This is a genomic window from Enterococcus sp. AZ109, assembly GCF_051714625.1.
GTDB lineage: Bacteria > Bacillota > Bacilli > Lactobacillales > Enterococcaceae > Enterococcus_A.
Genome location: NZ_JBIOSF010000001.1, coordinates 91,684 through 115,376, shown reverse-complemented (window position 1 = coordinate 115,376; position 23,693 = coordinate 91,684). Strand labels below are relative to the sequence as shown.

Sequence of the window (23,693 nt, the reverse complement as noted above, 5' to 3'; positions counted from 1 at the left end):
ATATCAGAGAGCTTAAAATAAATCATGGTAAAGCACACATTTTAAAGAATCTTGAAAAAAACCGAACCCTTATTCGGCTCGGTCTTTGTTATTCTTGAAAGTCTCAAACACATGGGAGTATAGATTTTTTTCATCCACTGTTCCTTGAGTTTGCTGAATTAATTGCCAGTTTTCCCAAGTGACTGGAGGAAAGTACGTATCCCCTTCAAAGGCGTGATTAATCACGGTTCGATACAACTGGTCACAATGAGGAAGAAATGCTTTATAGACCGCCGAACCTCCTGCAATGTAAGTAATTGCTTTTGTTTGTTGACTATAAGCTATGACTTCTTCTACAGAGTGCATTACTAGAACTTGATTGTTGTTATAATCAGAATTTTGCGTCAACACAATTGTCTGACGATTAGGCAAAGGCCGCCCCCCCATGCCTTCAAAAGTTTTTCGCCCCATTACCAGAGTATTATTTACGGTTTTTTCTCTAAAGAAGCGTAGGTCATTGGGCAGGTGCCAAGGCAACTGATTATTTTTACCGATTAAGCCGTTTTTATCTTGAGCCCAAATTGCAATAAGCATAATTCTCCTCCTAAACTGCTACCGGTGCTTTAATAGCGGGTGCTGGATCATAGCCTTCAATTTTGATATCTTCCATTTCAAAATCAAATACAGATTGCTTATCTTGATTTAGAAGAAGTTTAGGAAAAGCTTTTGGTGTACGACTTAGTTGTTCAGTCATTTGTTCTTCATGATTGGAATACAGATGAGCATCTCCTAACGTATGCACGAAATCTCCAACTTCTAAATTCGTCTCATGAGCGATTAAATGCGTCAACAAGGCATAGCTGGCAATATTAAATGGTACGCCCAAAAACACATCAGCACTACGTTGATACAACTGGCAGCTTAGTTTTCCGTCATTAACATAAAACTGGAACATCGTGTGACATGGAGGTAATGCCATTGAGGGTACATCTTCAGGATTCCAAGCCGAAATAATTAAGCGACGTGAATTAGGGTTGGTTTTGATCATTTCAATCACATCTCCTAATTGGTCGATAAAACCGCCATCCTTGGTTTCCCAATGACGCCATTGAGAGCCATAGATATTTCCTAAATCCCCATACTCTTCAGCAAAAGCTTCATCTTCAACAATTTTCTCACAAAAGGCTTTAAGTTCCTTTTTGTATTGTTGATTAAAGTCCTCATCTTGCAATGCGCGCCGACCAAAATCAGTCATATCCGGTCCTTTGTAGTCTTCAGATTGAATATACCGTTCAAAAGCCCATTCATCCCAGATATGATTGTTGTGCTGCAAAAGATAGCGAATGTTGGTATCACCTTTAATGAACCAAAGAAGTTCGCTCTTGATCAAGCCAAAAGGGACTCTTTTAGTAGTCAGTAATGGAAAGCCTTCGCGCAAATTAAAGCGCATCTGATAGCCAAATAAGCTTTTGGTTCCAGTACCAGTACGATCGCCTTTTTGGTGGCCTTCTGTTAGCAATTTTCTACCTAAATCCAAATAAGCTTGTTCCATATTATTGTTCCTCCATAATTTCACTTAAGTATTCCCAACGTGCCATTTTCTCTTCTAGTTCCTGTTCAGCATTACTAATACCTTGCTGTAATTCCTGTAGCTTCGTAAAGTCATCCCCTTGATGGTTCATCGCTTCTGTAAGATCAGCAATTTTTTGCTCTAGTTCGCCAATGTTATCTTCAATGGTTTCCCATTCTTTTTTCTCATGATAAGATAATTTCTTTTTCTTCGGTTTTTCCTGAGTGGAAACTGGTATCTTTACTGCTTTTTCTTCTTTAGTCTGTTGTGTTTGTTTTTCTAGATAGTCAATGATCGAGCCAAAATAACTGTCAATCACAGCATTACCTTGGAAAATCAACAGCTTTTCTGCCACTTTATCTAAGAAATAGCGATCGTGAGATACTGTGATAACAGCGCCAGGAAAATCAAGCAGATAATCCTCTAATACAGTTAAAGTAGCAATATCTAAATCATTCGTTGGCTCATCTAAAAGCAACACATTAGGCTGTTGAATCAATAATTTCAAAAGATACAGCCGGCGTTTCTCACCACCGGACAACTTTCCGATAACTGTACCATGCATAAATCGCGGAAATAAAAAGCGTTCTAATAATTCGGCTACACCAATTTGACTACCATCGCGTTGTTTTACTTCTTCAGCAGCTTCTTGCAAATAAGCAATCATACGCTGATCAGGCTTCATCTCTTCATTGCGTTGGGTATAATAGGCCAAACGCACAGTCTCACCGACTTCTAAAATACCGCTATCCAACGTAATTCGTCCGGCTAAAATGTTCAATAGCGTTGACTTACCTGCTCCGTTTTTACCAGTAATTCCTAAGCGTTCTCGGGCTTGAATCAACAGGTCAAAATGATCCAGCAGTTGTTTGCCTTCGATTTGATATGAGGCATTCTTTAATTCCAATACTTTTTTACCCAATCGTGTCGTAGCAATATTCATTTCTACCTGACCATCTGTTTTTACTTGATGTAGATTTTCTTTCAAATCTTCAAAACGATGAATCCGCGCCTGCTGCTTAGTTGTACGGGCCTTAGCTCCAGCACGCATCCAAGCTAGCTCCTGTTTATATAGCTGGGTTCGTTTGCCTTCTTGTTCCTGAGCCACGCGGTCTCTTTCTGCTTTTTCCATTACATAAGCTTCGTAATTTCCTTGGTACTCATAAAGTTTGCCAAACGAAAGCTCGAAAATCCGATTAGCTACGCGATCTAAGAAATAGCGATCATGGGTAACCATCAGCAATGCGCCTTGATAATTTCTCAAATAATTTTCTAGCCATTGGATGGCTTCATAATCTAGGTGGTTGGTCGGTTCATCCAACAGTAACAAATCTGGTGCGTCAATTAGCACTTGGGCAAGTCCAACTCGCTTAATTTGTCCCCCAGATAATTCTTTAATTTGTTTTTCAAGCGTATCGATTCCTAACTTGTTTAAAATCGCCTTAGCTTCGCTGTCAGCGTTCCAAGCATTATGTTCATTCATCGCTTCTTCAGCCTTAGCAAAGCGCTCCTGCAGCGTACTGTCCAAAGTATTTTCGTTTAGCTTCAGCAATGCTTGCTCATAAGCACGGACTGTCTGCATTAGAGGATTATCCCCCATAAATACCGCATCCAAAACAGTCATATCTGGATCGAAAGTCTGTTCTTGAGCTAACAAACTAATGCGGTAATCACTTGCCTTTTCGACTGCTGATATATCCCCCTCACCACTGTCAAGTCCGGCTAAAATATTTAACAGACTACTTTTTCCAGTGCCGTTTACGCCAATTAAACCAATCCGATCTTTTTCATGGATCAGAAAAGAAATACGGTCAAACAAGGTTTTGTCACCAAATGTTTTATATAAATCGGTTACTTTTATTTCTTTCATCCGAATCATCCTCAATTTTTCTCTTTGGCTATTGTAACAAAAAAAGCGCTGCAAAGGAATGCTTCTGATTTCTTTCACACATTTATTCGTCTTTCTTTGTCACTCAGTAGAAAACTTTGCAAGCTCGCCCCACCTTAGATTATCATTTATATATTCGGATACCTGTTATATTGCTACAATAGTCTTTATATACATATAAAAAGCATCTGTTTTCTGAACTATAAAAAAAGCTAAATGGTTTTAACCACTTAGCTTTAGTCATTTTAGAAGCGATCGCCGTATACATCTTCGACCGTTTTTTCAGGATCGATAACGATATATAGACTTTTCGTTTTTTCTGATTCTTTAGTTGATTGGTAAACATTATCCAATCCTTCCGTGTCTTTATCTTTATAAGGGAAGTAAACAGAATCGGGGTGCCCGCTGCGATAGATGATCTCCATCCGTTCGATATCTTCAAACTTTTTAGCCCGATCAAACATGCCCATTTCCAATCCACCTAAGTTAATATCGGCAGTTTGCACGTGGTCACCTTCTTGATAAATCTCAATCTTAAAGCCGGCACATGGATGAATTTCTACAAATTCGCTACCGTTGATTCGTCCAAAACTAGTAGTAATTTGTTTGATCCAAAGGTCTCCAATATATCGACGCTCAATCGTCCAAGTTTCTCCATTACGGAAGTAAAATTTTAGTGCGGTCATTTCTCTAGCCATAGTCATTCTCCTAACAATAATTAATATAATCTAATTCTAACATATATATCCGCAAACGGTCACAAATTGTGATTTACTTTCATTTTTCTCATGAATTGTTCATTATTAACAACTGCTCGGGTATGTGAAGCTTTACCAATCAGGTTATCCTTTTCATAAGCTTCTATTAGAAACTCAACTTTTTGCTTTTCTTGATTGATAATTTTAGCTGTTATCACTATTTCAACTCCAACCGGAGACGGAGCAAAATGTTTCAGTTCAACTGAAAAGCCCACACTGGTTTGTGCCGAGGTTAGCTGCTGTTGGAGTGTTTCTTTGGCACAATTCTCCATCATTGCCAGTAATGCTGGAGTCGAAAGCACCTCCAAATCCCCTGAACCAACATTCACAGCAGTCGCTGCCGGTGTAATTTGGTACTTTTTTGTTAACTTAGTCATAGTACTTCTCCTCCATAAATTTGAGAGCAAATTTTAACAGTATCTCCTGATTGTTCTCTAGCTCCTTTTCAATTACAGCTTTTTCCAACGCACGCAGAACAGCGTTAATCCAGGGACCTTTAGGATAATCAAATCGCTGAATTAGATCATTACCTTTGATAGCCAGCTCTTGCAAATTATGGATTGGTAAATTTTGGTACATCAATCGAATTTTTGCTTGATTCGGCTTTTGACCAAAATAAATTATCAGGTATTCTACAGACACTGCCAATTCTCTGCCTAATTGATACAATTGCCAGTTGTCCCAATCTTTCGTACGTCGCAATGCAAGTGCTGGAACCATTTGACTGACATCTTTAATCAATTGATTCGAACATTTCCATTCCTTCATAAAGGGTCTGATTTGTTCTAGTTTAAGGCCCAGCATAGTGATCAAAAGGGTCCACGCTTGACGTTCAGTCGGAATTGCTGGACCGATCAAATCTGCAAATCGCAATAATGCTTCTCCGTACTCACTTAAACCAGGGCAATAAACGTAGCATTCAGACTCGACAAAGGTTTTAACCCCTGCTTGGCGAGAAGAACCCATTAACAGCTTTACAAATTCGACATTTACTCGTTCCACAGATATTTTAGCTAGCAACGAATGATATTCACGAATCGCTTCAAAAGTTTCAGGATCTAGGGTAAAACCTAGTTGACTAATGAAACGTAGTCCCCGCATCATGCGTAGAGCGTCTTCGTGGAATCGTTCATAAGGATTCCCCACTGCACGCAGCTTTCTAGCCCGCAAGTCGCTAAGACCATCAAATAAATCAATGACCTCTCCATCAATCCCTACTGCTAATGCATTAATTGTAAAATCTCGACGTTTTAAATCTTCTTTTAAAGAACGTACAAATTCGACATGATCCGGTCGACGAAAATCCTGATACGTGGATTCGGTCCGAAAGGTTGTTACTTCGTAAGTAGCATCATCGGTTATTACCATCACAGTCCCGTGTTGAATACCAATATCGATTGTTCGACGAAATAGCTGCTTGATTTCTGCTGGAAAAGCACTGGTAGCAATATCCACATCATGAATCGGTTTGTTCAGTAAAATATCACGAACACTACCTCCAACATAATAAGCTTCATAGCCAGCGGCTTGCAAATCACGTAAAACAGGCATCGCTCCTTGAAATTCAATCGGTAGTGCCTCTAGCTTCATTCTTCTCCTGCCCCTTTACCATCTTTGCGTTCAAAGCGAAAACGATCGCGTTGATTAAATTTTTCCATATTTTGATTAAAAACCTGTGTCAGGTCAATATCCATTGAGTTAGCCATAATCAGGGTGACAAATAAAACATCTCCCAGCTCTTCGGCTACTGTTTTTGGTTCCTCTTCAGCCTTTTTAGTTTTTTCTCCATAATGATGGTTGACTTCACGGGCAAGCTCGCCGACTTCTTCGGTTAAGCGAGCCATTTGAGCCAACGGTGAAAAATAACCTGCCTTAAATTGTTGAATATATGCATCGACTTCTTTTTGCATCGCTGCTAGTGTTTTTTCTTCCATCAGACCACCTCCATTCTATCTTAACAAAAAAGCCCTTTGTTTCCTATCAACTTGTTGTAACAATTTATCTTTCATGATATGTTGAATAAGGAATGTCATCCAAGGAGGTACTTATGAAAACAACGACTGCAACACGTGCAAAGGAGATTTTTTTTATTGTTTTTGGAACTGCTATTTATGCATTTGGCCTAGTTTATTTAAATATTGCCAATCATTTGGCAGAAGGTGGAGTAACTGGGATTACTCTGATTATCCGTGCGCTTTTTGGTATTGATCCAGCCTATACAACTTTGATTATTAATATTCCGCTGATTTTGATTGGTGGAAGAATTTTGGGGAAACGATCATTTTATTATACAATTTTGGGTACTGTCAGTCTGTCTGTTTTCTTGTGGATTTGGCAAAGAGTCCCTTTTTCTATCAACCTTGATCATGATCTCTTTATCGTTTCAATACTAGCAGGATTGTTTGCTGGATTTGGCAGCGGGCTAGTCTATCGTTATGGTGGAACTACAGGTGGTGCAGATGTTATTGCGCGCATTCTAGAACAGAAAATTGGTTTTACTATGGGAAAGTCGCTGCTTATTTTTGATGCCATTGTTTTATTGCTTTCCTTGAGTTATCTTGATCTAAAGCGCATGATGTATACACTGATCGTTTCTTTTGTCTTTAGTAAAGTAGTAGATGTTCTCGCTTCTGGTGGTTATGCGGCCAAAGGCGTGATGATTATCTCTACTCATAGTGAAGCAATCGCAGCAATGTTGATGGAGCATTTAGAACGAGGTGTCACTTATTTTCACGGAGAAGGCGGTTTTTCTTCTGAAATGAAAAAGATCGTTTATATTATTGTCTCACAGCAGGAGTTAAATGAGGTCAAAAAAATCATTCATACTGTAGACGAACATGCTTTCATTTCAATAATCAACGTTCATGATGTAGCAGGGGAAGGTTTTACTTACTTAAAACCACAGCGAAGGAAATTTTTCTTGAAAAAGGGGTGATGTTCACTTGTTAGTGATGCCCCTTTTCAAACCAATCAAATGCAATTAAAAAAGTGGCTGTGACATAAAACGTCACAGCCACTAAAAATCCGCATAATCGGTTTAGCTGAAGCAGCTCTTTAGGAAATAAACCGAACACACCTGTCAAAACCTCTTTATTTCGTTAATCCATCTTCACAAATTACTAGCTTTAAACGATTAATTTCATCAGATAACTCTAAAAAGGCTTCTTTATCGCCGTTTTCCAAGGCTAGATTGATTTGGCGATTCAGCAATTTCAACATTGCCTCTTTTTCTTCCCAGGCAATGTGTTCTTCTACCTCCTTGATAATCTCTTCGCTGATTGTGTCATTCCAAGAAGCTGCTGGATTATCTTCTAATACTGATAAATACTGCTCATTGTGCCAAGAATTAGGAAATATACATTCTAAATACAACGGCTGTTGCCAGTGTAAACGAATTTCGTGAAAAATTTGGTCACTGTTGGCAAAAGACTGTTCATGAACAGTCAACGTCATAGGTTCATCTTCCTGAGTAATATCTCGGATAACTAGCCCACGCTTGGTATGGTTAGCATTTTCAACGATGTGAACATTTTTTAAAATCGCTTCGTGATTAATTAAATAGTTCAGAATCCAGATAACTTCACGACGTCGAAAAGAAACGTTGTTGATTAACCAAACAAGGAATTCTCTTTTTTCAGCTACATCAATCATCTAACCACCCCTTTAAAGTAAATCCTCCAATAATGACACGACTTCTAAATCTCCTGGTTCTATTTGTAAATAGGCCGATAATACTTGCTTAGCCTGCTCCACTAAGCCATCTTCTCGCAAGAAAATCCCATATTCTTTCAAAAATTCTGGTTCATGAGAGAGTTGGGCATACGCTTGTTGGTAATGTTGTTTTGCTTGAGCAAATTCTTCTATTTCATTATATGCCTGGCCTAAGTTCCATTCTGCATATGGATTATCTTGTTCATCCATTCTTTCAACCATTACAATGGCTTTTTCTGGTTCGTCCTCGTTTAAGTACAGATTACTCAAGGTTAATAGCGTTTCATCTGTCTTCTCCCCTAGCTCCAATGCCTGCAGTAATAATTCTTCTGCTTTCTTACTATCTTTCAAACGGTAGACGATCTCAGAAGCTAGATGCAACAAATCAACTTGGAAAGGGTTCTCTTTAATCCCTTGTTCAGCTGTTTCAAAGGCTTCTTCTAATAACTCTTCTTCCCTCATAGAGTCTGCTAAATAATAATAGGCGCTTTGGTAGGTCGGTTCTAACGCAATGACTTCCTGTAGATAGATCAGTGCTCTTTGATAATCGTGGAGTTGGTAATAGGTGAAACCTATTTGGAAGAGACGATCCACTGTTCGATCTTCTTTTAACGCTTGCTCTAAAAACGGCAGCGCTTCTTCAAAACCGCCTAAAAGGCTATAGGCCGTCCCTAGACGCTCATTGATAGAAACAGCAACTACTTCTTCGACTCCCTGCTTTTGCAATTGAGCATACTCATCAATCGCTTCGCCTAATTGATTATTGGAAAAATGGAGCTCAGCTAAAGCGAAAATAATCAAAGACTCTTCCGGAGCTGCATTTTTAGCCTGCAGCAATTTTGCTTCGCTGACCTCTGGGATACCCAGTACCTGATATAAATCAGCTGTGATTAGTAAACTTTGGACATAGTTTTCACTTTTCGGTCCTATTTTTTCTAAATATTCAAAGGCCTGATCGATTTCATCATCTTCAATCGCCATTTCAGCCAAGTACAGATAAAAAACATCCTCTTCAGGAAAATCAACAATGAGCTTGTTATAAACTCGTTTTGCTTCCTCTAAAAAGCCCAAACCTTGAAGCTCTTCTGCCAAACTCGCCAGCATTTCTGGCTCATCTTCTTTCAATGCCTGCTCGAATAATAAATTTGCTTCCGTTAAATCCTCAGCTTCTAAAGCTGCTAGCATCTTTTCACTATAACTTACCATTTATGTCCCTCTAATTTCTTCGATAATTTTTTGGTATTCTTCAAATGTTTGAATAAGTTCCTTTTGAGTTGGAACAAACGGTTCTCCTATCTTGCCGACTGACTCTAAGGCAACAAGCGGTCTCTCTTTGGTTAAAGCAATAACCTGCTGGCCGTAATCACCCAATGAAATTGGTTCAGGCAAGTTTAGTGGATAGCCTAATTGTCCCAACCATATCACAAAATTTTTAAAATTGAAATGTAAACCTCTTACACAAACATTCCAGCAAAGCTCTAGCAATAACCCAAACATACTTCTCATGCTGTTAGACAATAAGTGCCCATTTTCAGTCTGAAAGAAGGCCAATTCGAAACTTTTACCGAATTGTTTGATTGCTTTACCGTTTTCCTGATAGTGCATGAGCATAGGCTCAATAAAAGCTGAAAATGATCGCTGCATTAAAAGTTGACGAGTAGGATAATTGCTGTACAGTTGTTGCAAAAATGAATGATCACTAACTATCCCGCAGCGTAGTAAACTCAACAGATCAACCATCTTTCCGTCTGATTGCTGATCAGCCATTGTGTGATCAAACAAAATCTTGTCAGGTGACTCGACAATTTCCATTACTGGTTGAATGGTTTCAGCTAAGACAATTTGACGTTGAAAAGTAAGACTTTGTGCGAATGCGCGAATAGAAACCGGCAGCAGCCATAAATCTGCAGTCAAATTAGATACATGGTGCGAAAATGCTGTTAATTCCATAACCCCTTCATTGCCGATGCCAATGAATAAAAAATTCTCATGTTGAGAAAAACGCCGCAAGAAAAAGATAAAGTCCTCAAAATGATTTATGTCATTGCAATAGTGATTATTGGTCGTAATAAACCAGTCATGATTGCTAGATTTCGGGATAAATTGTGCCAACTTATCAGCATATAAATCATAATAACGTTGGTTGCCGCAAATGATTATCTGATGATTCGCTAAATTCTTTTCTCGCATCATTGATGCCACCGTTTCACCATATATTACTTGAGTTTGTGCATTATCCTGTTGGTAATTAAAGTCCATTTGCCTTATCACCACCTTTAAAGTCTCATTATCATTATATTTCATTTTATATAAACATTCTAGAAAAGATACACTTATTTTAACCACTTGTGTTTTAGAATTATTACTGCTTATTGACTCTGCTTACTTTGTCTTGAAAAGTTTCGGCCGATCTATATTACTCACATAACTCAAGAAATTTGTAGTTTTATCACTAGATGAACCTTTTCTTTAATAACAACCAAAACCATGTTGATAGATACTAAAATCTTAAAAAAGCTATCATATATTTTGCTAATTAGATTGTATCCGTTTTGTTTTTTATTTCTCATAATTATTTGTAAATATTTTGATATAATTTTGGTGTTATAAATCGAAAGGAATTCGCTTATTATGATCTGGTTGAGTAAATTGATATTTTGGATACCCTTTTTATTCTTTTGTGTAATCACACTATCATTCTCTGGACACATGACTAGAAAAAAAGCGATTATTGCAATTTTATTGTTACCTGTTGCTTTTTTCACCCTTAAAATTTTTAATTATCATCATTGGGAACCTGATCATTATTTAGTGTACTATATAATTGGCTTTGTACTGTCGACTTTATTGTTATGTATAGTTTGGTACTTTTTACAGGAAAAAAAATAGTTTGATTTGATGTTACTACGAATATAGAAATTAGAAAGAACCTGATTAGTAAAGCAGTTTGCTTTACTAATCAGGTTCTTTCTTTCAAAAAAAGAATCCTTGCTTAACAAGGATTCTCCAACCTGCCATTATTTGACAGCGTCTTTTAATGCTTTACCTGGTTTAAATGCAGGTACTTTGCTTGCTGGGATTTCGATCTCTTCACCAGTTTGTGGGTTGCGTCCTTTACGAGCCGCACGTTCACGAACTTCAAAGTTACCAAAACCGATCAATTGAACTTTTTCGCCTTCTGCTAATGCGTCTTGGATTGTTGCAAAGACAGCTTCAACAGCAGCGGTTGCGTCTTTTTTAGTTAAGTCTGTAGCAGTTGCAACTTTTTCGATCAATTCCGCTTTGTTTGCCATGAATGAATTCACCTCCTGAGAAATGAGTCTGATGTGGATACATCATTAGTGTAACAGCTGAGTGGTCCAGCTGCTAATGTCGAAATATTGATTTGGTCAATATTCTTTTATAACGATAGCATATGAACCCTGTGATAGCAAGGTTTTTAGCAATTTATGACACAAAATTCATCCTTTTCTCGCTGAAAAAGAAAAATAATTGTCAGAGAAAAAAAAGTATGGTAAAATGCATTATTTTCGGCGTCGTGGCAAGATTTTGATGGGTGTTCCTTCAAATCCAAAGGCTTTTCGAACTTGATTTTCCAAGAATCGTGCATAAGAGAAATGCATCAATTCTTCTTCATTTACAAAGACAACAAATGTTGGTGGTTTAACCGCTACTTGTGTCGCATAAAAAATCTTCAACCGTTTGCCTTTATCCGTTGGTGTCGGGTTAATAGCGACAGCATCCATAATAACATCGTTTAGAACTGCTGATGGCACACGTAGGTTTTGATTCATGCTGACTTCTTCGATCATCTCAGGCAGTTTGTTTAAGCGTTGTTTTGTCATCGCAGAAACGAAGACAATTGGTGCATAATCTAAATAAGCAAATTCGTCACGAATTTCTTCTTCGAATTTTTTCATGGTGTGGGTATCTTTTTCAACCAAGTCCCATTTGTTGACTACAATGATGATTCCACGTCCTGCTTCATGTGCATAACCTGCGATTCGCTTGTCTTGCTCACGTATACCCTCTTCACCGTTTAAAACGACTAATACGACGTCTGAGCGGTCAATCGCTCGCATTGCCCGCATTACGCTGTATTTTTCAGTATTTTCGTATACCTTGCCTCGCTTACGCATCCCAGCAGTATCAATCATTGTAAATTCTTGACCAGAATCACCAACAAATTGAGTATCAATAGCATCCCGAGTAGTTCCTTCGATTTCAGAAACAATTACCCGATCTTCACCCAAGATCGCATTGATTAAAGAAGATTTCCCAACATTTGGGCGACCAATCAAACTGAATTTAATGGAGTCGTCTTCTTCCATTTCTGCTTCATCTGGAAAATGCTTGACAGCCTCATCTAAGACATCCCCTAAACCTAACCCGTGGCTTCCGGATACTGGGAAAGGTTCTCCTAGTCCTAAAGAATAGAACTCATAAATTTCACTGCGCATTTCTGGATTGTCGACTTTGTTAACAGCTAAAATAACTGGTTTTTTACTGCGGTATAAAATTTTGGCAACTGCTTCATCCGCATCAGTCACTCCTTCGCGACCGCTGGTAATTAAAATGATGACATCTGCTTCATCAATAGCAATTTGTGCTTGTTGTTTGATCTGTTCCATAAATGGTTCGTCGACGATATCGATTCCACCAGTGTCAATGACGGAAAACTCGTGGCTTAACCATTCACCTTTAGCATAAATCCGGTCACGGGTTACACCAGGTGTATCTTCAACGATCGAAATTCGCTCACCAGCGATCCGATTAAATATCGTTGATTTACCGACATTGGGACGACCAACAATAGCAATAGTTGGATTTGACATGTTTGTACTCCTTATATAGTTATAGTTTATTGTGAAAAAGGTTTCACATGAATGCCATTTCACTTACTCTTTGCGATACTCACTTGTCTAAAGGGTTTTTAAATTCTATCAAATTTACTTTACTCTTGTGCGTATACCCATTCTACTAATTCATTTCGTGAAGTAGAACTGGCAATTCTCCTTAGTTTAACGAAAGAACTCCCCTCTTGCAAGAGAAGGGAGTTTAAAAATCAATGAAATTAGCCTTTTTACAGCAAAGGATCTGTGAAATCACCTCACTTTTGTGCTCTGAGAGTAAAATTTGATAAATTACCTAGAATCACTGTACTCTAAGAAACTACCGATTATTGGTAATTTTAAAGCATTTTATAAATTCCGCTTAGTGTTCACCCACCGTTGATGCAGCAAAATAGTAGTTGGGTATCGTCTATTTGTTTTCATACAAAAAGACGCACAAAATTGTACGTCTCGCTTTTTTATTCGTTAGAATCTTCGTCAGAGTTATCGCTTAAGGCATCGCCTAAAATATCTCCCATTGTAAATCCAGTACTTTCTTCCGGCATTTCGTAAGAAGTATCTGCTACTTCAACTTTTTCTTCTTCCGGTTTTTCTTCTAGCGCTTTAATGGATAAAGCCACTCGATGATCGTCTGGATGAACTTCTAATACTTTCACTTCCACTTTGTCGCCTTCATGTAAAACTTCATGCGGTGTGGCAATGTGTTTGTGGGAAATTTGTGAAATATGAACCAATCCTTCAACCCCTGGGAAGATTTCTACAAAGGCACCGAAGCTGGTCAAACGTTTCACGGTTCCTTCTAAGACGGTTCCAGCAGCAGCTTTTTCTTCGATACCGCTCCATGGTCCAGGCAGGTTCGCCTTAATCGAAAGTGAAATCCGTTCTTTGTCTGGATCAACGGATAATACTTGTACATCCACTTCTTGACCAACGGTTAAAACATCCGATGGTTTGCCAACGTGGCTGTGAGAAATTTCAGAAACGTGTACTAGACCATCAATGCCGCCAAGGTCGATAAACGCACCAAAGTCTGTTAAACGGGCCACTTTTCCAGTGATGACATCACCTTCGTGCAAGCCAGCCAAGACTTCTTTTTTCTTCTCATTCTTCTCAGCTTCTACGACCGCTTTATGTGAAAGGATCAAACGATTCTCAGAAGGTTCGATTTCGATGATTTTGAAAGCCAATGTTTTATTGACATATTCTGAAAAATCATCAACAAAATGATCATCAATCATTGATGCCGGAACAAATCCCCGTACACCAACATCGACTACCAAACCACCTTTGACGCTGCTTGTAACAGGTGCTTCAATGATTTTGCCGGCTTCGTAATCTTTTTCGATATCTTCCCAAACTTTTTTCGCATCTAAGCGGCGTTTAGAAAGTAAATAACTCCCATTTTCTTTGTCTTTCCCGATAGACGAGATAACAACTAAATCAAGGACATCGCCGACCTTCACTTCTTCACTAATATCCTCGACAGGTAAAGTGGAAAGTTCTTTTGCAGGAACAACACCTTCTACCCCTGCGCCTTCAATACCGATGATAACTTGCTTGTCTTCTAGGGCAAGTACCTCACCTCTGACGATATCGCCGACTTTTACTTCTTGGACACTTTCCATTGCTGCTTCCATAGAAACATTTTCGTTGTCCACTTGGTTCTGTTCAAATTCTGTCATGACGTTTGTCCTCCTAACCAACAATTCATACGTAAATAGACTACATTCTCTATTTTAGAATAATCCACATAAAAAATAAAGCGATTTCTTTCCTTTTTCTAAAAAAGAGTCCGAAAACCTCTTTTTTTCAACTTTTTCTAACTAATTTCGTAACCTTTTTCTTGAATTACTTGTTGAATCTTCGCAACTACTTGTTTGATAGTCATCCCCGTAGTGTCAATTTTGACTGCGTCAATTGCTTGAACCAATGGCGAAACTTCCCGATGAGAATCTAAATAATCTCGTTGCGCAATTGCTTCTTTAATCGTTTCAAGGTCAGATTCCCTGCCTTTTTCAAGATTTTCCTTATAGCGGCGCTGAGCACGCTCATCTACACTGGCAACTAAGAAAATCTTCACTTCTGCATCAGGTAAAACAGTCGTCCCTATATCACGACCATCCATAACAATTCCACCTTGTTTTGCAAGTTCTTGTTGAATGCGAACTAATTGTTCACGAACTTCTCTATGGGCTGAAACCTCAGATACCGCTGCAGTAACATCTGTTTGACGGATTTCTTCGGTCACGTTTTGGTCATTGACGAAAACTAGTTGTCCATCAACCGTTTGTTTAAAAGAGATCGGATAGTTTTTAATTAATTCAACTAATTCTTCCTCCTGATCGAATGCTACCTGATGTTGAATAGCCAAATAAGTAACGGCACGATACATTGCGCCTGTATCTACATAAATAAATTGAAAATCTTTGGCTAGTAATTTAGCAACCGTACTTTTTCCGGAAGAGGCCGGACCATCGATCGCAATTGCGATTTTTTCCACAAAATTCTTCCTTTCTAAGAGAGACTTCGAAAACTTACTTGCGCTTTAGAATGCCCAGCAACAAAACTATTTTGTGATGCCATACATCGTTAGCATTACTGTCCGCAGCTCTTCGATTGTGCAAAGCTTATGCCTCGTTTATTTCTCAAAAAATCAGCCGTAATCAAGTGATTACGGCTGATTTCACACGCTTATTGAATGCGTAATTGTTGGCCTGGGTTAATAGCTGGATAGAACGTATCACCTGTAATAGTGATGCCATTTAATTCAGCGATTGTTTCTACAGGTACGCCTGTCCGATTAGCAATTTGCTGCAATCCCTCGCCAGCTTCTACAGTTGTAGTTGGACCAGCTGGCGTTTGTTGTTGCTGCTGTTGCTGTTGTGCTTGTTGTTGTGCTGCCTGCTGCTGTTGCTGTGCTTCTAGAGCAGCTTGTTGCTGTGCTGCTTGTCGTTGTTGCTCTTCTAGAGCAGCTTGTTGCTGTGCAGCCGTATCATCAGAACTTTCAATTGTACTTGAAGATTCTTCCGTGCTTGACTCGGTAGACTCTACTATTGATGAAGAAGTAGACACTTGTGTCGTACTTTCAGGAGAGGCCGCCGGTTCACCCGTATCACGAGTTATCCAGAAATAGGCACCTGCTGGAATAGAGATTAACAATAATAGTAAAACAACTAAAATTGTCAAGAAACGTGTATTTCCACCTTTGTTTTGCTGCTGGCGAGTTTGGCGTGATGCATTTTCTTCCTCTTCTGTTTCATAAATATTTTGATCCCAAGGCTCGTTATTTGTTTCTTTGTCGCGATCTCTTCTACTCACTATATCTTACCTCCTAATTGCTGTCGTCAAGTATTATACCATAGCTCCTCAGAAAAAGTGACAGACAAATTCAATCTTTCGTTGTTTTTTTAAATAATTTTAGTAAAACGATTGTCCAGTCTTCCGTGACTGACGCTGATTTCTCGGTTATTTTAGCTCTTTTTAATTCTGCGTTATCGTTGTCACAGCAACCTTCAGGCGTGTTTTCTAACGTTTGACCGAAGTAATTGATCAGATACTCACGGCGGCAACTTGTTAAATAAATATAGGCAAGCATTTCTCGTAACTGTGTTTTACGAATTTCTTCACGCTGCTCCAACATTTTTATTAATTCCGCTTCTTCACCTGGAAACAGCTCTTCCCATTTTTGAATCAACGGATCCTCTAACACTAAATCGGTGGTTTGTTTTTTTAACTCAAATAGATGCCGACTGTCAATACTTTGTTGGTGTAGAAATTGATGAATATACTCATCTCCCTCATCATAAAGCAAGATCGCTTGACTTGGTGCACCATCTCGGCCAGCTCGACCGATTTCTTGCAGATAGTCTTCTGGTGAAGAGGGTAAATCATAATGAACAACAAATCGGATATTTTTTTTATTGACCCCCATCCCGAAAGCATTCGTCGCCACAAGTAATCGTAATTCTCCAGCGATAAACTGTTGCTGCAACATTCGTCGCTCTTGTCCAGTCAATCCTCCGTGATAATAAGCAATGTCCTCTTGCTGACGTAACAACTCGTAAACTTGCTCTACATGTTTGCGAGTAGCACAATAAATGATCCCTGCGCCGGCTAGCTGTGAGACTAGCTTAGGTAAATATTCTTGTTTATCACCGATTTTAACAAATAAGCTTACATTCGGACGATCGACAGAATACACAACTTCCTTAACTGACCCATCAAACAACAAGCTTTGAATGTCTCGACGTACTTCTGGTGTTGCCGTTGCTGTTAAGGCTAAGATCAACGGCTGATTTAATGTGCGAATGCCTGTACTGAGTTTTAAATATTCTGGCCGAAAATCAACTCCCCATTGCGAAACGCAGTGAGCTTCATCAACAACAATAAAGGCGAGTTTTAATTTCATCAGAGCTTGTTGCGCTTTTTCAGTTAGAAACATTTCGGGACTCATAAAGACAAATTTGTAGCTAGCAAGATTGTTCAATACATATTGTTTTTCAGGCATCGAGAGTAAACTATTTAATGCAACGGTCCTGCTTTCCCCTAATTGCTGTAGTTGCGTCACCTGATCTTCCATCAGGGAAATTAAAGGAGAAATAATCACTACTGTTCCTTCTAATAAATAACCAGTCAATTGGTAGCAAAGAGATTTCCCTGTGCCAGTTGGCAACATCCCAAGGACTGACTCACTAGCTAGTAAAGTCTCAATAATCTCTTTTTGTCCAGGACGAAACGTTTGATACCCGAACCGTGCGGTCATTAATTGCTCTAAGTTCACGAATACAGCTCCTTCAAAAAGAATATTTGTGAAAGACGAAAATTTAGGTAAGGTGTTTGAGAGAACGCTTGATACGTCCAAGCCAGCATTTCCTCCTCGTTTGCAGGTGTTAGCAACTCAAATTGTTCAAAAGGAAACGTTTCATCCAATAGCGCCCACTCAATAAAATGATCATTTAGTGTACCAGGCTTCAGCTTACGTAGCTGACCGATTTCTTCAACTGAATGCCCTTCTAGATATAACTGCCGGGTCTTAATCATGCTTTGATTATAATTTAATTGATCAAAACGTGCTAATAACCGCCGAAAATTCGGTTGTAGCTGCGCCTGTTGGATGAAAGCATCTAACGCATTTTGATAAAACAGGCCTCCCCAAGGCATTTCTTGCCATTCTGTCGGTAAAAGCTGAAAAGGGACTTTGCCTAATTGTTCTTTACCGCTAAATTGATTTGCCAAAAAATTCGCCTGATCCTTTGTTAGTGTCGCTAAAACATGCGCTAGTTCTTGAGGGAACTCGGTTAAAATCGATTGATTCGATTGCCGCAACCATGTTTTAGTTTGGTATAAGAAAAAAGGTCGTGAATCCAAAGGTACGTACTCTTTATCCTGATAAGTTAAGTAGCTGATTACTTGAGTAGCTAATAGTGTCAACTGCCACATTCGTTGACGTTCGCGACCGTAGCGCAAGCCATTTAAAGCGTTAAGCTGTGCATGCCTCTTTAGCGGCAAATGTTTTTTCCCCAGTTCAGTCAGTTGTCCAAAGCCCTCGTCTTGAGTTATCCAGCGTTTTTCTATTAATCGTTCGATCGTCTCTTTAAAGGTAGATCCTTTTAGTTCTGGCAAACAGCCAAACAAAGAGAGGTTTTGATAGAAAAAACCGTGGAGTAACACCGAACTCGTTCGTTTTCCAGTTAACAAATGATATAAGGTTGAAATACGTAACTTGTGTCCAGTATGAAATAACGCTAAAATAAATGATGCCATAAAAAAACTCCTAGAAGGTGAAAGTTATGAAATGTGAGATCTTACCAGAGCGCTGCATTGCTTGTGGGCTTTGCCAAGCTCTAGCTCCCCATTTTTTTGATTATACCGATGAAGGGATAGTAACCTTCATTGGAGAGCCCCATGCCTTACAGGAATTTGTTCCCAAAGAAGAACAAGCCGCAGTTAAGGACTCTGCTAGACGCTGTCTTGCGCATGCAATTCTCTTACATGATCCACTATAACATACGCAAAAGAGATAGTTCGCATAGAAATTTCTTTCAGTTTGCTTTAAAATGGAAATTTACTGAAAAACGACCATCCATAAGCCTTGGATGGTCGTTGCGTGTATTTAGATATTAGATGGGTTTATGATGATGAGATAAGACTGTTTTCTTACTCAACCAAGGTAATAGCTTGGCGTGTAAAACTAGGAAAACACCACTAACCATCATCCCTTTAATTAAATTGAAGGGAACAATACCAATTAAAACATACTTGCCTAAGCTCATTCCCAGCATCTGTCCGGCGGATAATCCAAAGGCTTTTAGATACAATGGCGTAATCACAAAGTAGTTGGCAACACTCATAAAAATTGTCATAGCGAAAATTCCTAGACCAATACCAATTGCCTTTTTTCTAGTTGTTTGCTGTCTAAACAAGAAAAAGATCGGTAGGGTAAACATGCTGGAGGCTAAGAAACTAGCGGTATCTCCAATTAGATTATCAAAAGAAAATCCCGTTGTGACTAAATGCAGTAACGACCGAATAAATGCGGTAGCTATACCAGCCAAAGGACCAAAGATAAACATGTTAATTAATACAGGAATATCACTGAAGTCCAGTTTCAAAAAGGGAAACATCGGAATAATTGGTAAAGCAATAAATTGCAAAATCAATCCCATTGCGGCTGCTACTGCTACTGCTGTCATTTTTTGTAACCTTACGTTCTTCATAAAAAAATTCCTCCTGTGCGGAATCATCTTCATCAAAGCTTTCCAGGCGGTCTTCTATACGCAAAAAAACTCCATGCTTCAGAAAAAGCATAGAGTTACTTGAATATAGTCATACCCAAATAAGCCTATCTTCTTTATCCAGACTATACTGTCGGTCTCGGAATTTCACCGAATCGGCTGCTTGCGCAGTTCGTGGACTATCACCACCGGTCGGGATTTTCACCCTGCCCCTGAAGACGAACCTAAAATTATTATTTTTTGTATCTTCACTATAACAAGTTTACTAACAAAAAACAAGTGATGAGTTTTTACTTGGAAATATTCCGCAAACTGTTGACTTCTTTTGCGTTTAACCGACGAAATTCACCTGGACGCAACCCTTTAAGCGTTAGATCTCCATATCGTTCTCGTTTTAGCTTTTGCACAGGTAATCCAACAGCCGCCAGCATATTTTTTACTTGGTGATTACGGCCTTCATGAATCGTCAATTCAACGATGCTTGTACCAGCTTTTCGATCAGTGGAAATGACTTCAAAACGAGCAGGTGCTGTTTTTTTACCTTCAATCATTACACCTTTGGTTAAAGGATACAATGTTTTATTATCAGCATATCCCTTAACCTTTGCTACGTAAACCTTGTCTACCTGATGTTTTGGATGAGATAAGCGTTGAGAAAAATCACCGTCATTGGTTAGTAAAAGTGCACCTGAAGTGTCGTAATCTAGTCGACCTACAGGATAAATACGTTCAGGGATCCCGATAAAGTAATCCGTTACCACTTTACGATTTTTATCATCTGAAACTGCAGAAATAACACCCCTAGGTTTGTAGAACAAGTAATAGACAGGCTCTTCTTGGTAGATCGGAACACCATCAACTTCAATAATATCTTTTTTTGATACTTTAGTTCCTAGTTCTTCAATCACTTCACCGTTTACTCTGACCCGACCTTCACTAATTAAGCTTTCGGCCTTTCGGCGTGAGGCAATTCCGGCATGAGCTATTACTTTTTGCAATCTTTCCATTTAACTTTCATCCTTTTCTTTAAAGCGATCATAGAACAAGTCCATTGTTTCATCGTCATCCGCAAGATCGGTTTCCATTTGTTGAACATCTGGTAATTCCTTTAAATCTTTTAATCCAAAGTAATCCATAAAATAGGTCGTTGTTCCATATAAAATTGCTCGGCCCGGTCCTTCAACTCGCCCCTTCTCTTCGATCAGCTGGCGGGCAACCAAGGTTTGAACAGCCCCACTAGACTGAACCCCTCGAAGTTCGTCAATTTCCCCTCGTGTGATAGGCTGCTTGTAAGCAACAATCGACAAGGTTTCTAGTGCCGCTTGACTCAAGCGGTTGGCCAAAGGTGACCGAGCAAATTCTTTGAGCAAAGGTGCATAGGTCTTTTTAGTGGTTAATATAAAGTGGTTGCCTACCTCTAAAATAGTTAAGGCAGAGGTAACATCTTTGGTGTATTTTTCCCGTAATTCAGTTATTGACTGATACACATCTGCTGTTGGGCACTCTAGGGTGAAGGCAATTTCCTCAAGTTCGATTCCTTCCTCCCCCACTACAAACAGCAAGGCCTCAATTTGACTTAGTTGATTCATTTTGATGCTCCTTTAGTGATAACGATCGGTCCGTAGGTGTCGTCTTGACTAGCGACTGCCACCCCGTTTTTCATTAATTCTAGTAAAGCCATAAACGTCGTAATCATTTCATCCTTAGTGAAACGCGAAAAAAGACTATCCAGTGACAAGCTTTCTTCAACACCTAAAGAATCAATCTGGTTACGAATTTGTTTGACCTTTTCCTCGATGGTGATACTTTCACCGCTCACCGTTGTTTCGATCGGTTGATTATTTTTTTTGCGCTGCAAGACATCATGCAAGGCCAAATACAGATCAATCGTATTCAATTGATCAATCGGTAATGGTGGTAATTCTTCTTCATAATCGGATAGATCCATTGGCGCTTTCGTATAAAAGAGACTGCGTTCGGCTTCCTTTTCAGAAAGTACTGAAGCCGCATATTTGTATTTTCGGTATTCTAAAAGCTGCTGAACCAAGGCCTCCCGCGGGTCTTCGCCTACTTCTTCTTCGTAATCATAATCTAATTCCGGTTTAGGGAGCAACATTTGACTTTTGATCGACATCAAGGTTGCCGCCATGACTAAATACTCCCCAGCTAATTCAAGCTCCAGAGTTTTCATCGCATGAATAAAATCCATGTATTGTTCCGTAACCTTGGCAATGGGAATGTCATAGATATCCAATTCCAGTTGCTGGATTAAATGTAAAAGCAGATCCAATGGTCCTTCAAATACATCCAGCTTCAAGTTGATTTGTTCCATTAATTTTCTATCCTTCTATGCCACTTAGCGATATAAGCTGCGGTGGCCTTTGTTCCAATTAGTTGATGTTCTGGGTAACGTGCTTGTAATTGATCCAGCATTACAAATCCTAGTCCTTCACCTCGAAACGAGGGATTCAAACTGATATCATGAAGAATCAGTTCGTGGTCGTTTAAAACCTCAATGCCCAGCACACCTTGAATATTGTTAGCCGCTTGGTCGTAGTAATAGCAGTACAATTCGTATTGGTCGTCTTGCTCGTAGTGATCGATCTCTTTTAATTTCGGGTGTTCTTCTTTTAAATGCTTATGAAAGCTCAATAATCCCATTGCAATCTTTCGCTGGTTTTTTCGATAATGAGTAATCATTTTCTTCCTCCAATCATGCTCTTGGGAAAAATTCTTTGTATACTTCAGTCATACGGCGTTTGGTTATATGCGTATAGATCTGTGTTGTCGAAATATCAGCGTGTCCGAGTAGTTCCTGTACCGTCCGTAAATCGGCTCCGTTTTCTAATAAATGCGTAGCAAAGCTATGACGTAAGGTGTGGGGAGTAACATCTTTAGTGATCCCAGCTTTTATAACTATTTGCTTTAAATTCTTCCAGATACCTTGGCGTGACAATCCTTTACCGTGATTGTTCACAAAAAGATGCGGTTCATTCTTGTTCTTTTTGGTCAAAAGCGGACGTGCTTCAGACAAGTAACGTTCCAGCCAATGAATGGCGTAATCCCCAAGTGGTACAATACGCTCCTTATCCCCTTTACCAATCGTCTGCAGAAGTCCCATCTCCAAATGAATGTCTCCTAATTTTAAGCCAATTAATTCACTTACTCGCAAACCCGTCGCATACATTACTTCTAAAATAGCTCGATCCCGAATCCCTAAAGTAGTACTAGTATCCGGTGTTGCGATCAGACGCTCCACTTCAGCAAGTGATAAAGTCTGCGGTAATTTTTGGGCTTTTTTAGGGCTTTCAATGTGTTGCATTGGATCATGATCGGTATAGCGTTCTTGACGTAAGAATTGATGAAAGCGCCGCAAGCTGGAAATCATGCGGGTAATGGTGGTGGAAGCCTTCCCTTGGTTAGAAAGAATCGCCAAAAAATCTACAACCGTATAGCGATCGACATCCTGCCAGTTTTGTATGTTCTTTTCATTTAGGAAAGTTAAGTACTGTCGCAAATCTCGCTCGTAGCTTGCGCGAGTATTTACAGACAATCCTCGTTCAATTGTCAAATAATGTAAATATTCTTTGATTTGTTCGTCCATTTCTTCACCACTTTCGCTTTATCATACCAAAAAGTCCCTTGATTGGATAGTCTTGTCTCACTATCTTTTCAAGGGACTTGTATGCTTATTTTGATATTTTTGTTTTTTCGAAGGGTTCGTTTACTCTTCTAGCTCTTTTTTTGCTTGGCAAGCTTGACAAATCCCATGAAAAGTTAAGCGATGGTCTTTTACTTGAAAATGAAACCTTGATTCGACGATTTGTTCCACATCTCCTAACAAATCTTCTTCGATTTCTTCAATGCTTCCGCAATCCAAGCATAACAAATGATGATGAAAATGCTCTGCACCTTCTTTTCGCAGATCATAACGAGCTAACCCATCGTCAAAGCTTACTTTATCAACAATGTGCAAATCAGTCAATATCTCTAGCGTGCGATATACAGTCGCTAAACCGATTTCTGGGCTTTTGCGTTTGACAAGAAAATAAATTTCCTCAGCTGACAAATGATCCTTTTCATTCTCAAGCAAAACCAGCAAAGTGGCTTCCCGCTGAGGCGTCAGTTTGAAACCAGAATCATGCAATTGTTTTTTCGTCTTTTGTAGCGCTAACGCTGCATTCATAGGAATCCCCCTTC

Annotated in this window: 26 protein-coding genes and 1 riboswitch; of the genes, 2 read left to right on the top strand and 24 right to left on the bottom strand. The window is 39.2% G+C overall.

The window, feature by feature from the left end; all coding sequences use genetic code 11:
* Positions 1-69: 69 nt before the first annotated feature.
* The 7 genes from IGI42_RS00555 to IGI42_RS00525 all read right to left on the bottom strand — a co-directional run bounded on the left by IGI42_RS00555 (position 70) and on the right by IGI42_RS00525 (position 6,129).
* Entirely contained in the window at positions 70-573 is a 504-nt protein-coding gene (locus IGI42_RS00555; RefSeq protein ID WP_438713585.1) for a dihydrofolate reductase, read from the bottom strand.
* A 10-nt stretch (positions 574-583) separates the two neighbouring features.
* The gene (locus IGI42_RS00550; protein WP_438713584.1) at positions 584-1,531 is read right to left on the bottom strand and encodes a thymidylate synthase; all 948 of its coding nucleotides are present in this window, start codon (positions 1,529-1,531) and stop codon (positions 584-586) included.
* Position 1,532: 1 nt separating this feature from the next.
* A complete protein-coding gene (locus tag IGI42_RS00545; RefSeq protein WP_438713583.1) occupies positions 1,533-3,419 on the bottom strand; it encodes an ABC-F family ATP-binding cassette domain-containing protein in 1,887 nt (628 codons plus the stop codon).
* 263 nt (positions 3,420-3,682) lie between these two features.
* On the bottom strand, positions 3,683-4,135 hold the full coding sequence (locus tag IGI42_RS00540) for a hypothetical protein (RefSeq protein ID WP_438713582.1): 453 nt from the start codon (positions 4,133-4,135) through the stop codon (positions 3,683-3,685).
* Positions 4,136-4,194: 59 nt separating this feature from the next.
* Complete coding sequence (locus IGI42_RS00535; protein WP_438713581.1) at positions 4,195-4,572, bottom strand: thioesterase family protein; 378 nt, start codon at positions 4,570-4,572, stop codon at positions 4,195-4,197.
* A complete protein-coding gene (locus tag IGI42_RS00530) occupies positions 4,565-5,785 on the bottom strand; it encodes a CCA tRNA nucleotidyltransferase (RefSeq protein WP_438713580.1) in 1,221 nt (406 codons plus the stop codon). Before IGI42_RS00530 ends, IGI42_RS00535 begins: the two co-directional genes overlap by 8 nt.
* Positions 5,782-6,129, bottom strand: a complete 348-nt coding sequence (locus IGI42_RS00525) for a nucleotide pyrophosphohydrolase (protein ID WP_438713579.1) — start codon at positions 6,127-6,129, stop codon at positions 5,782-5,784. Before IGI42_RS00525 ends, IGI42_RS00530 begins: the two co-directional genes overlap by 4 nt.
* A gap of 113 nt (positions 6,130-6,242) precedes the next feature.
* Between IGI42_RS00525 and IGI42_RS00520 the strand changes: the two genes are divergently transcribed.
* On the top strand, positions 6,243-7,130 hold the full coding sequence (locus IGI42_RS00520; protein ID WP_438713578.1) for a YitT family protein: 888 nt from the start codon (positions 6,243-6,245) through the stop codon (positions 7,128-7,130).
* A 155-nt stretch (positions 7,131-7,285) separates the two neighbouring features.
* On the opposite strand, the gene IGI42_RS00515 is transcribed toward IGI42_RS00520, so the two are convergent.
* From IGI42_RS00515 to IGI42_RS00470, 10 genes are all read right to left on the bottom strand, one after another.
* The gene (locus tag IGI42_RS00515; RefSeq protein WP_438713577.1) at positions 7,286-7,846 is read right to left on the bottom strand and encodes a YpiB family protein; all 561 of its coding nucleotides are present in this window, start codon (positions 7,844-7,846) and stop codon (positions 7,286-7,288) included.
* A gap of 12 nt (positions 7,847-7,858) precedes the next feature.
* Positions 7,859-9,112 carry a tetratricopeptide repeat protein gene (locus tag IGI42_RS00510; RefSeq protein WP_438713576.1) on the bottom strand — a complete coding sequence of 418 codons (1,254 nt, stop codon included), beginning with the start codon at positions 9,110-9,112 and terminating at the stop codon, positions 7,859-7,861.
* Entirely contained in the window at positions 9,113-10,165 is a 1,053-nt protein-coding gene (locus tag IGI42_RS00505) for a hypothetical protein (protein ID WP_438713575.1), read from the bottom strand.
* Positions 10,166-10,923: 758 nt separating this feature from the next.
* Positions 10,924-11,199, bottom strand: coding sequence for an HU family DNA-binding protein (locus tag IGI42_RS00500; protein ID WP_438713574.1), 276 nt, complete (start codon positions 11,197-11,199; stop codon positions 10,924-10,926).
* Positions 11,200-11,430: 231 nt separating this feature from the next.
* Positions 11,431-12,741 (bottom strand): ribosome biogenesis GTPase Der, encoded by a 1,311-nt coding sequence (gene der / locus IGI42_RS00495; RefSeq protein ID WP_438713573.1) that lies wholly within the window; start codon positions 12,739-12,741, stop codon positions 11,431-11,433.
* 476 nt (positions 12,742-13,217) lie between these two features.
* Complete coding sequence (rpsA, locus tag IGI42_RS00490) at positions 13,218-14,441, bottom strand: 30S ribosomal protein S1 (protein WP_438713572.1); 1,224 nt, start codon at positions 14,439-14,441, stop codon at positions 13,218-13,220.
* A 137-nt stretch (positions 14,442-14,578) separates the two neighbouring features.
* On the bottom strand, positions 14,579-15,259 hold the full coding sequence (gene cmk, locus IGI42_RS00485) for a (d)CMP kinase (RefSeq protein ID WP_438713571.1): 681 nt from the start codon (positions 15,257-15,259) through the stop codon (positions 14,579-14,581).
* A 191-nt stretch (positions 15,260-15,450) separates the two neighbouring features.
* Entirely contained in the window at positions 15,451-16,077 is a 627-nt protein-coding gene (locus tag IGI42_RS00480) for an SAG1386/EF1546 family surface-associated protein (protein WP_438713570.1), read from the bottom strand.
* 70 nt (positions 16,078-16,147) lie between these two features.
* Entirely contained in the window at positions 16,148-17,539 is a 1,392-nt protein-coding gene (locus IGI42_RS00475; RefSeq protein WP_438713569.1) for a RecQ family ATP-dependent DNA helicase, read from the bottom strand.
* Positions 17,536-18,522, bottom strand: coding sequence for a helix-turn-helix domain-containing protein (locus IGI42_RS00470; protein WP_438713568.1), 987 nt, complete (start codon positions 18,520-18,522; stop codon positions 17,536-17,538). The genes IGI42_RS00475 and IGI42_RS00470 overlap by 4 nt, the downstream gene beginning before the upstream one ends.
* A gap of 26 nt (positions 18,523-18,548) precedes the next feature.
* Between IGI42_RS00470 and IGI42_RS00465 the strand changes: the two genes are divergently transcribed.
* Positions 18,549-18,764: a ferredoxin gene (locus IGI42_RS00465; protein WP_438713567.1), complete on the top strand. Its 216-nt coding sequence runs from the start codon at positions 18,549-18,551 to the stop codon at positions 18,762-18,764.
* 114 nt (positions 18,765-18,878) lie between these two features.
* Here IGI42_RS00465 and IGI42_RS00460 read toward each other — a convergent pair whose 3' ends face one another.
* From IGI42_RS00460 to fur, 7 genes are all read right to left on the bottom strand, one after another.
* Entirely contained in the window at positions 18,879-19,475 is a 597-nt protein-coding gene (locus tag IGI42_RS00460) for an ECF transporter S component (RefSeq protein WP_438713566.1), read from the bottom strand.
* A 123-nt stretch (positions 19,476-19,598) separates the two neighbouring features.
* A riboswitch (FMN riboswitch) is annotated at positions 19,599-19,717 on the bottom strand.
* Positions 19,718-19,783: 66 nt separating this feature from the next.
* On the bottom strand, positions 19,784-20,500 hold the full coding sequence (locus IGI42_RS00455; RefSeq protein WP_438713565.1) for a pseudouridine synthase: 717 nt from the start codon (positions 20,498-20,500) through the stop codon (positions 19,784-19,786).
* The gene (scpB, locus tag IGI42_RS00450; protein WP_438713564.1) at positions 20,501-21,082 is read right to left on the bottom strand and encodes an SMC-Scp complex subunit ScpB; all 582 of its coding nucleotides are present in this window, start codon (positions 21,080-21,082) and stop codon (positions 20,501-20,503) included. It lies immediately after the preceding gene.
* Positions 21,079-21,825, bottom strand: coding sequence for a segregation/condensation protein A (locus IGI42_RS00445; RefSeq protein ID WP_438713563.1), 747 nt, complete (start codon positions 21,823-21,825; stop codon positions 21,079-21,081). Before IGI42_RS00445 ends, scpB begins: the two co-directional genes overlap by 4 nt.
* Positions 21,825-22,193, bottom strand: coding sequence for a GNAT family N-acetyltransferase (locus IGI42_RS00440; RefSeq protein ID WP_438713562.1), 369 nt, complete (start codon positions 22,191-22,193; stop codon positions 21,825-21,827). The genes IGI42_RS00445 and IGI42_RS00440 overlap by 1 nt, the downstream gene beginning before the upstream one ends.
* 13 nt (positions 22,194-22,206) lie before the next feature.
* Positions 22,207-23,097, bottom strand: coding sequence for a site-specific tyrosine recombinase XerD (gene xerD / locus IGI42_RS00435; protein ID WP_438713561.1), 891 nt, complete (start codon positions 23,095-23,097; stop codon positions 22,207-22,209).
* Between the two features lie 120 nt (positions 23,098-23,217).
* Entirely contained in the window at positions 23,218-23,679 is a 462-nt protein-coding gene (fur, locus tag IGI42_RS00430) for a ferric iron uptake transcriptional regulator (RefSeq protein ID WP_438713560.1), read from the bottom strand.
* Between the last annotated feature and the right edge of the window lie 14 nt (positions 23,680-23,693).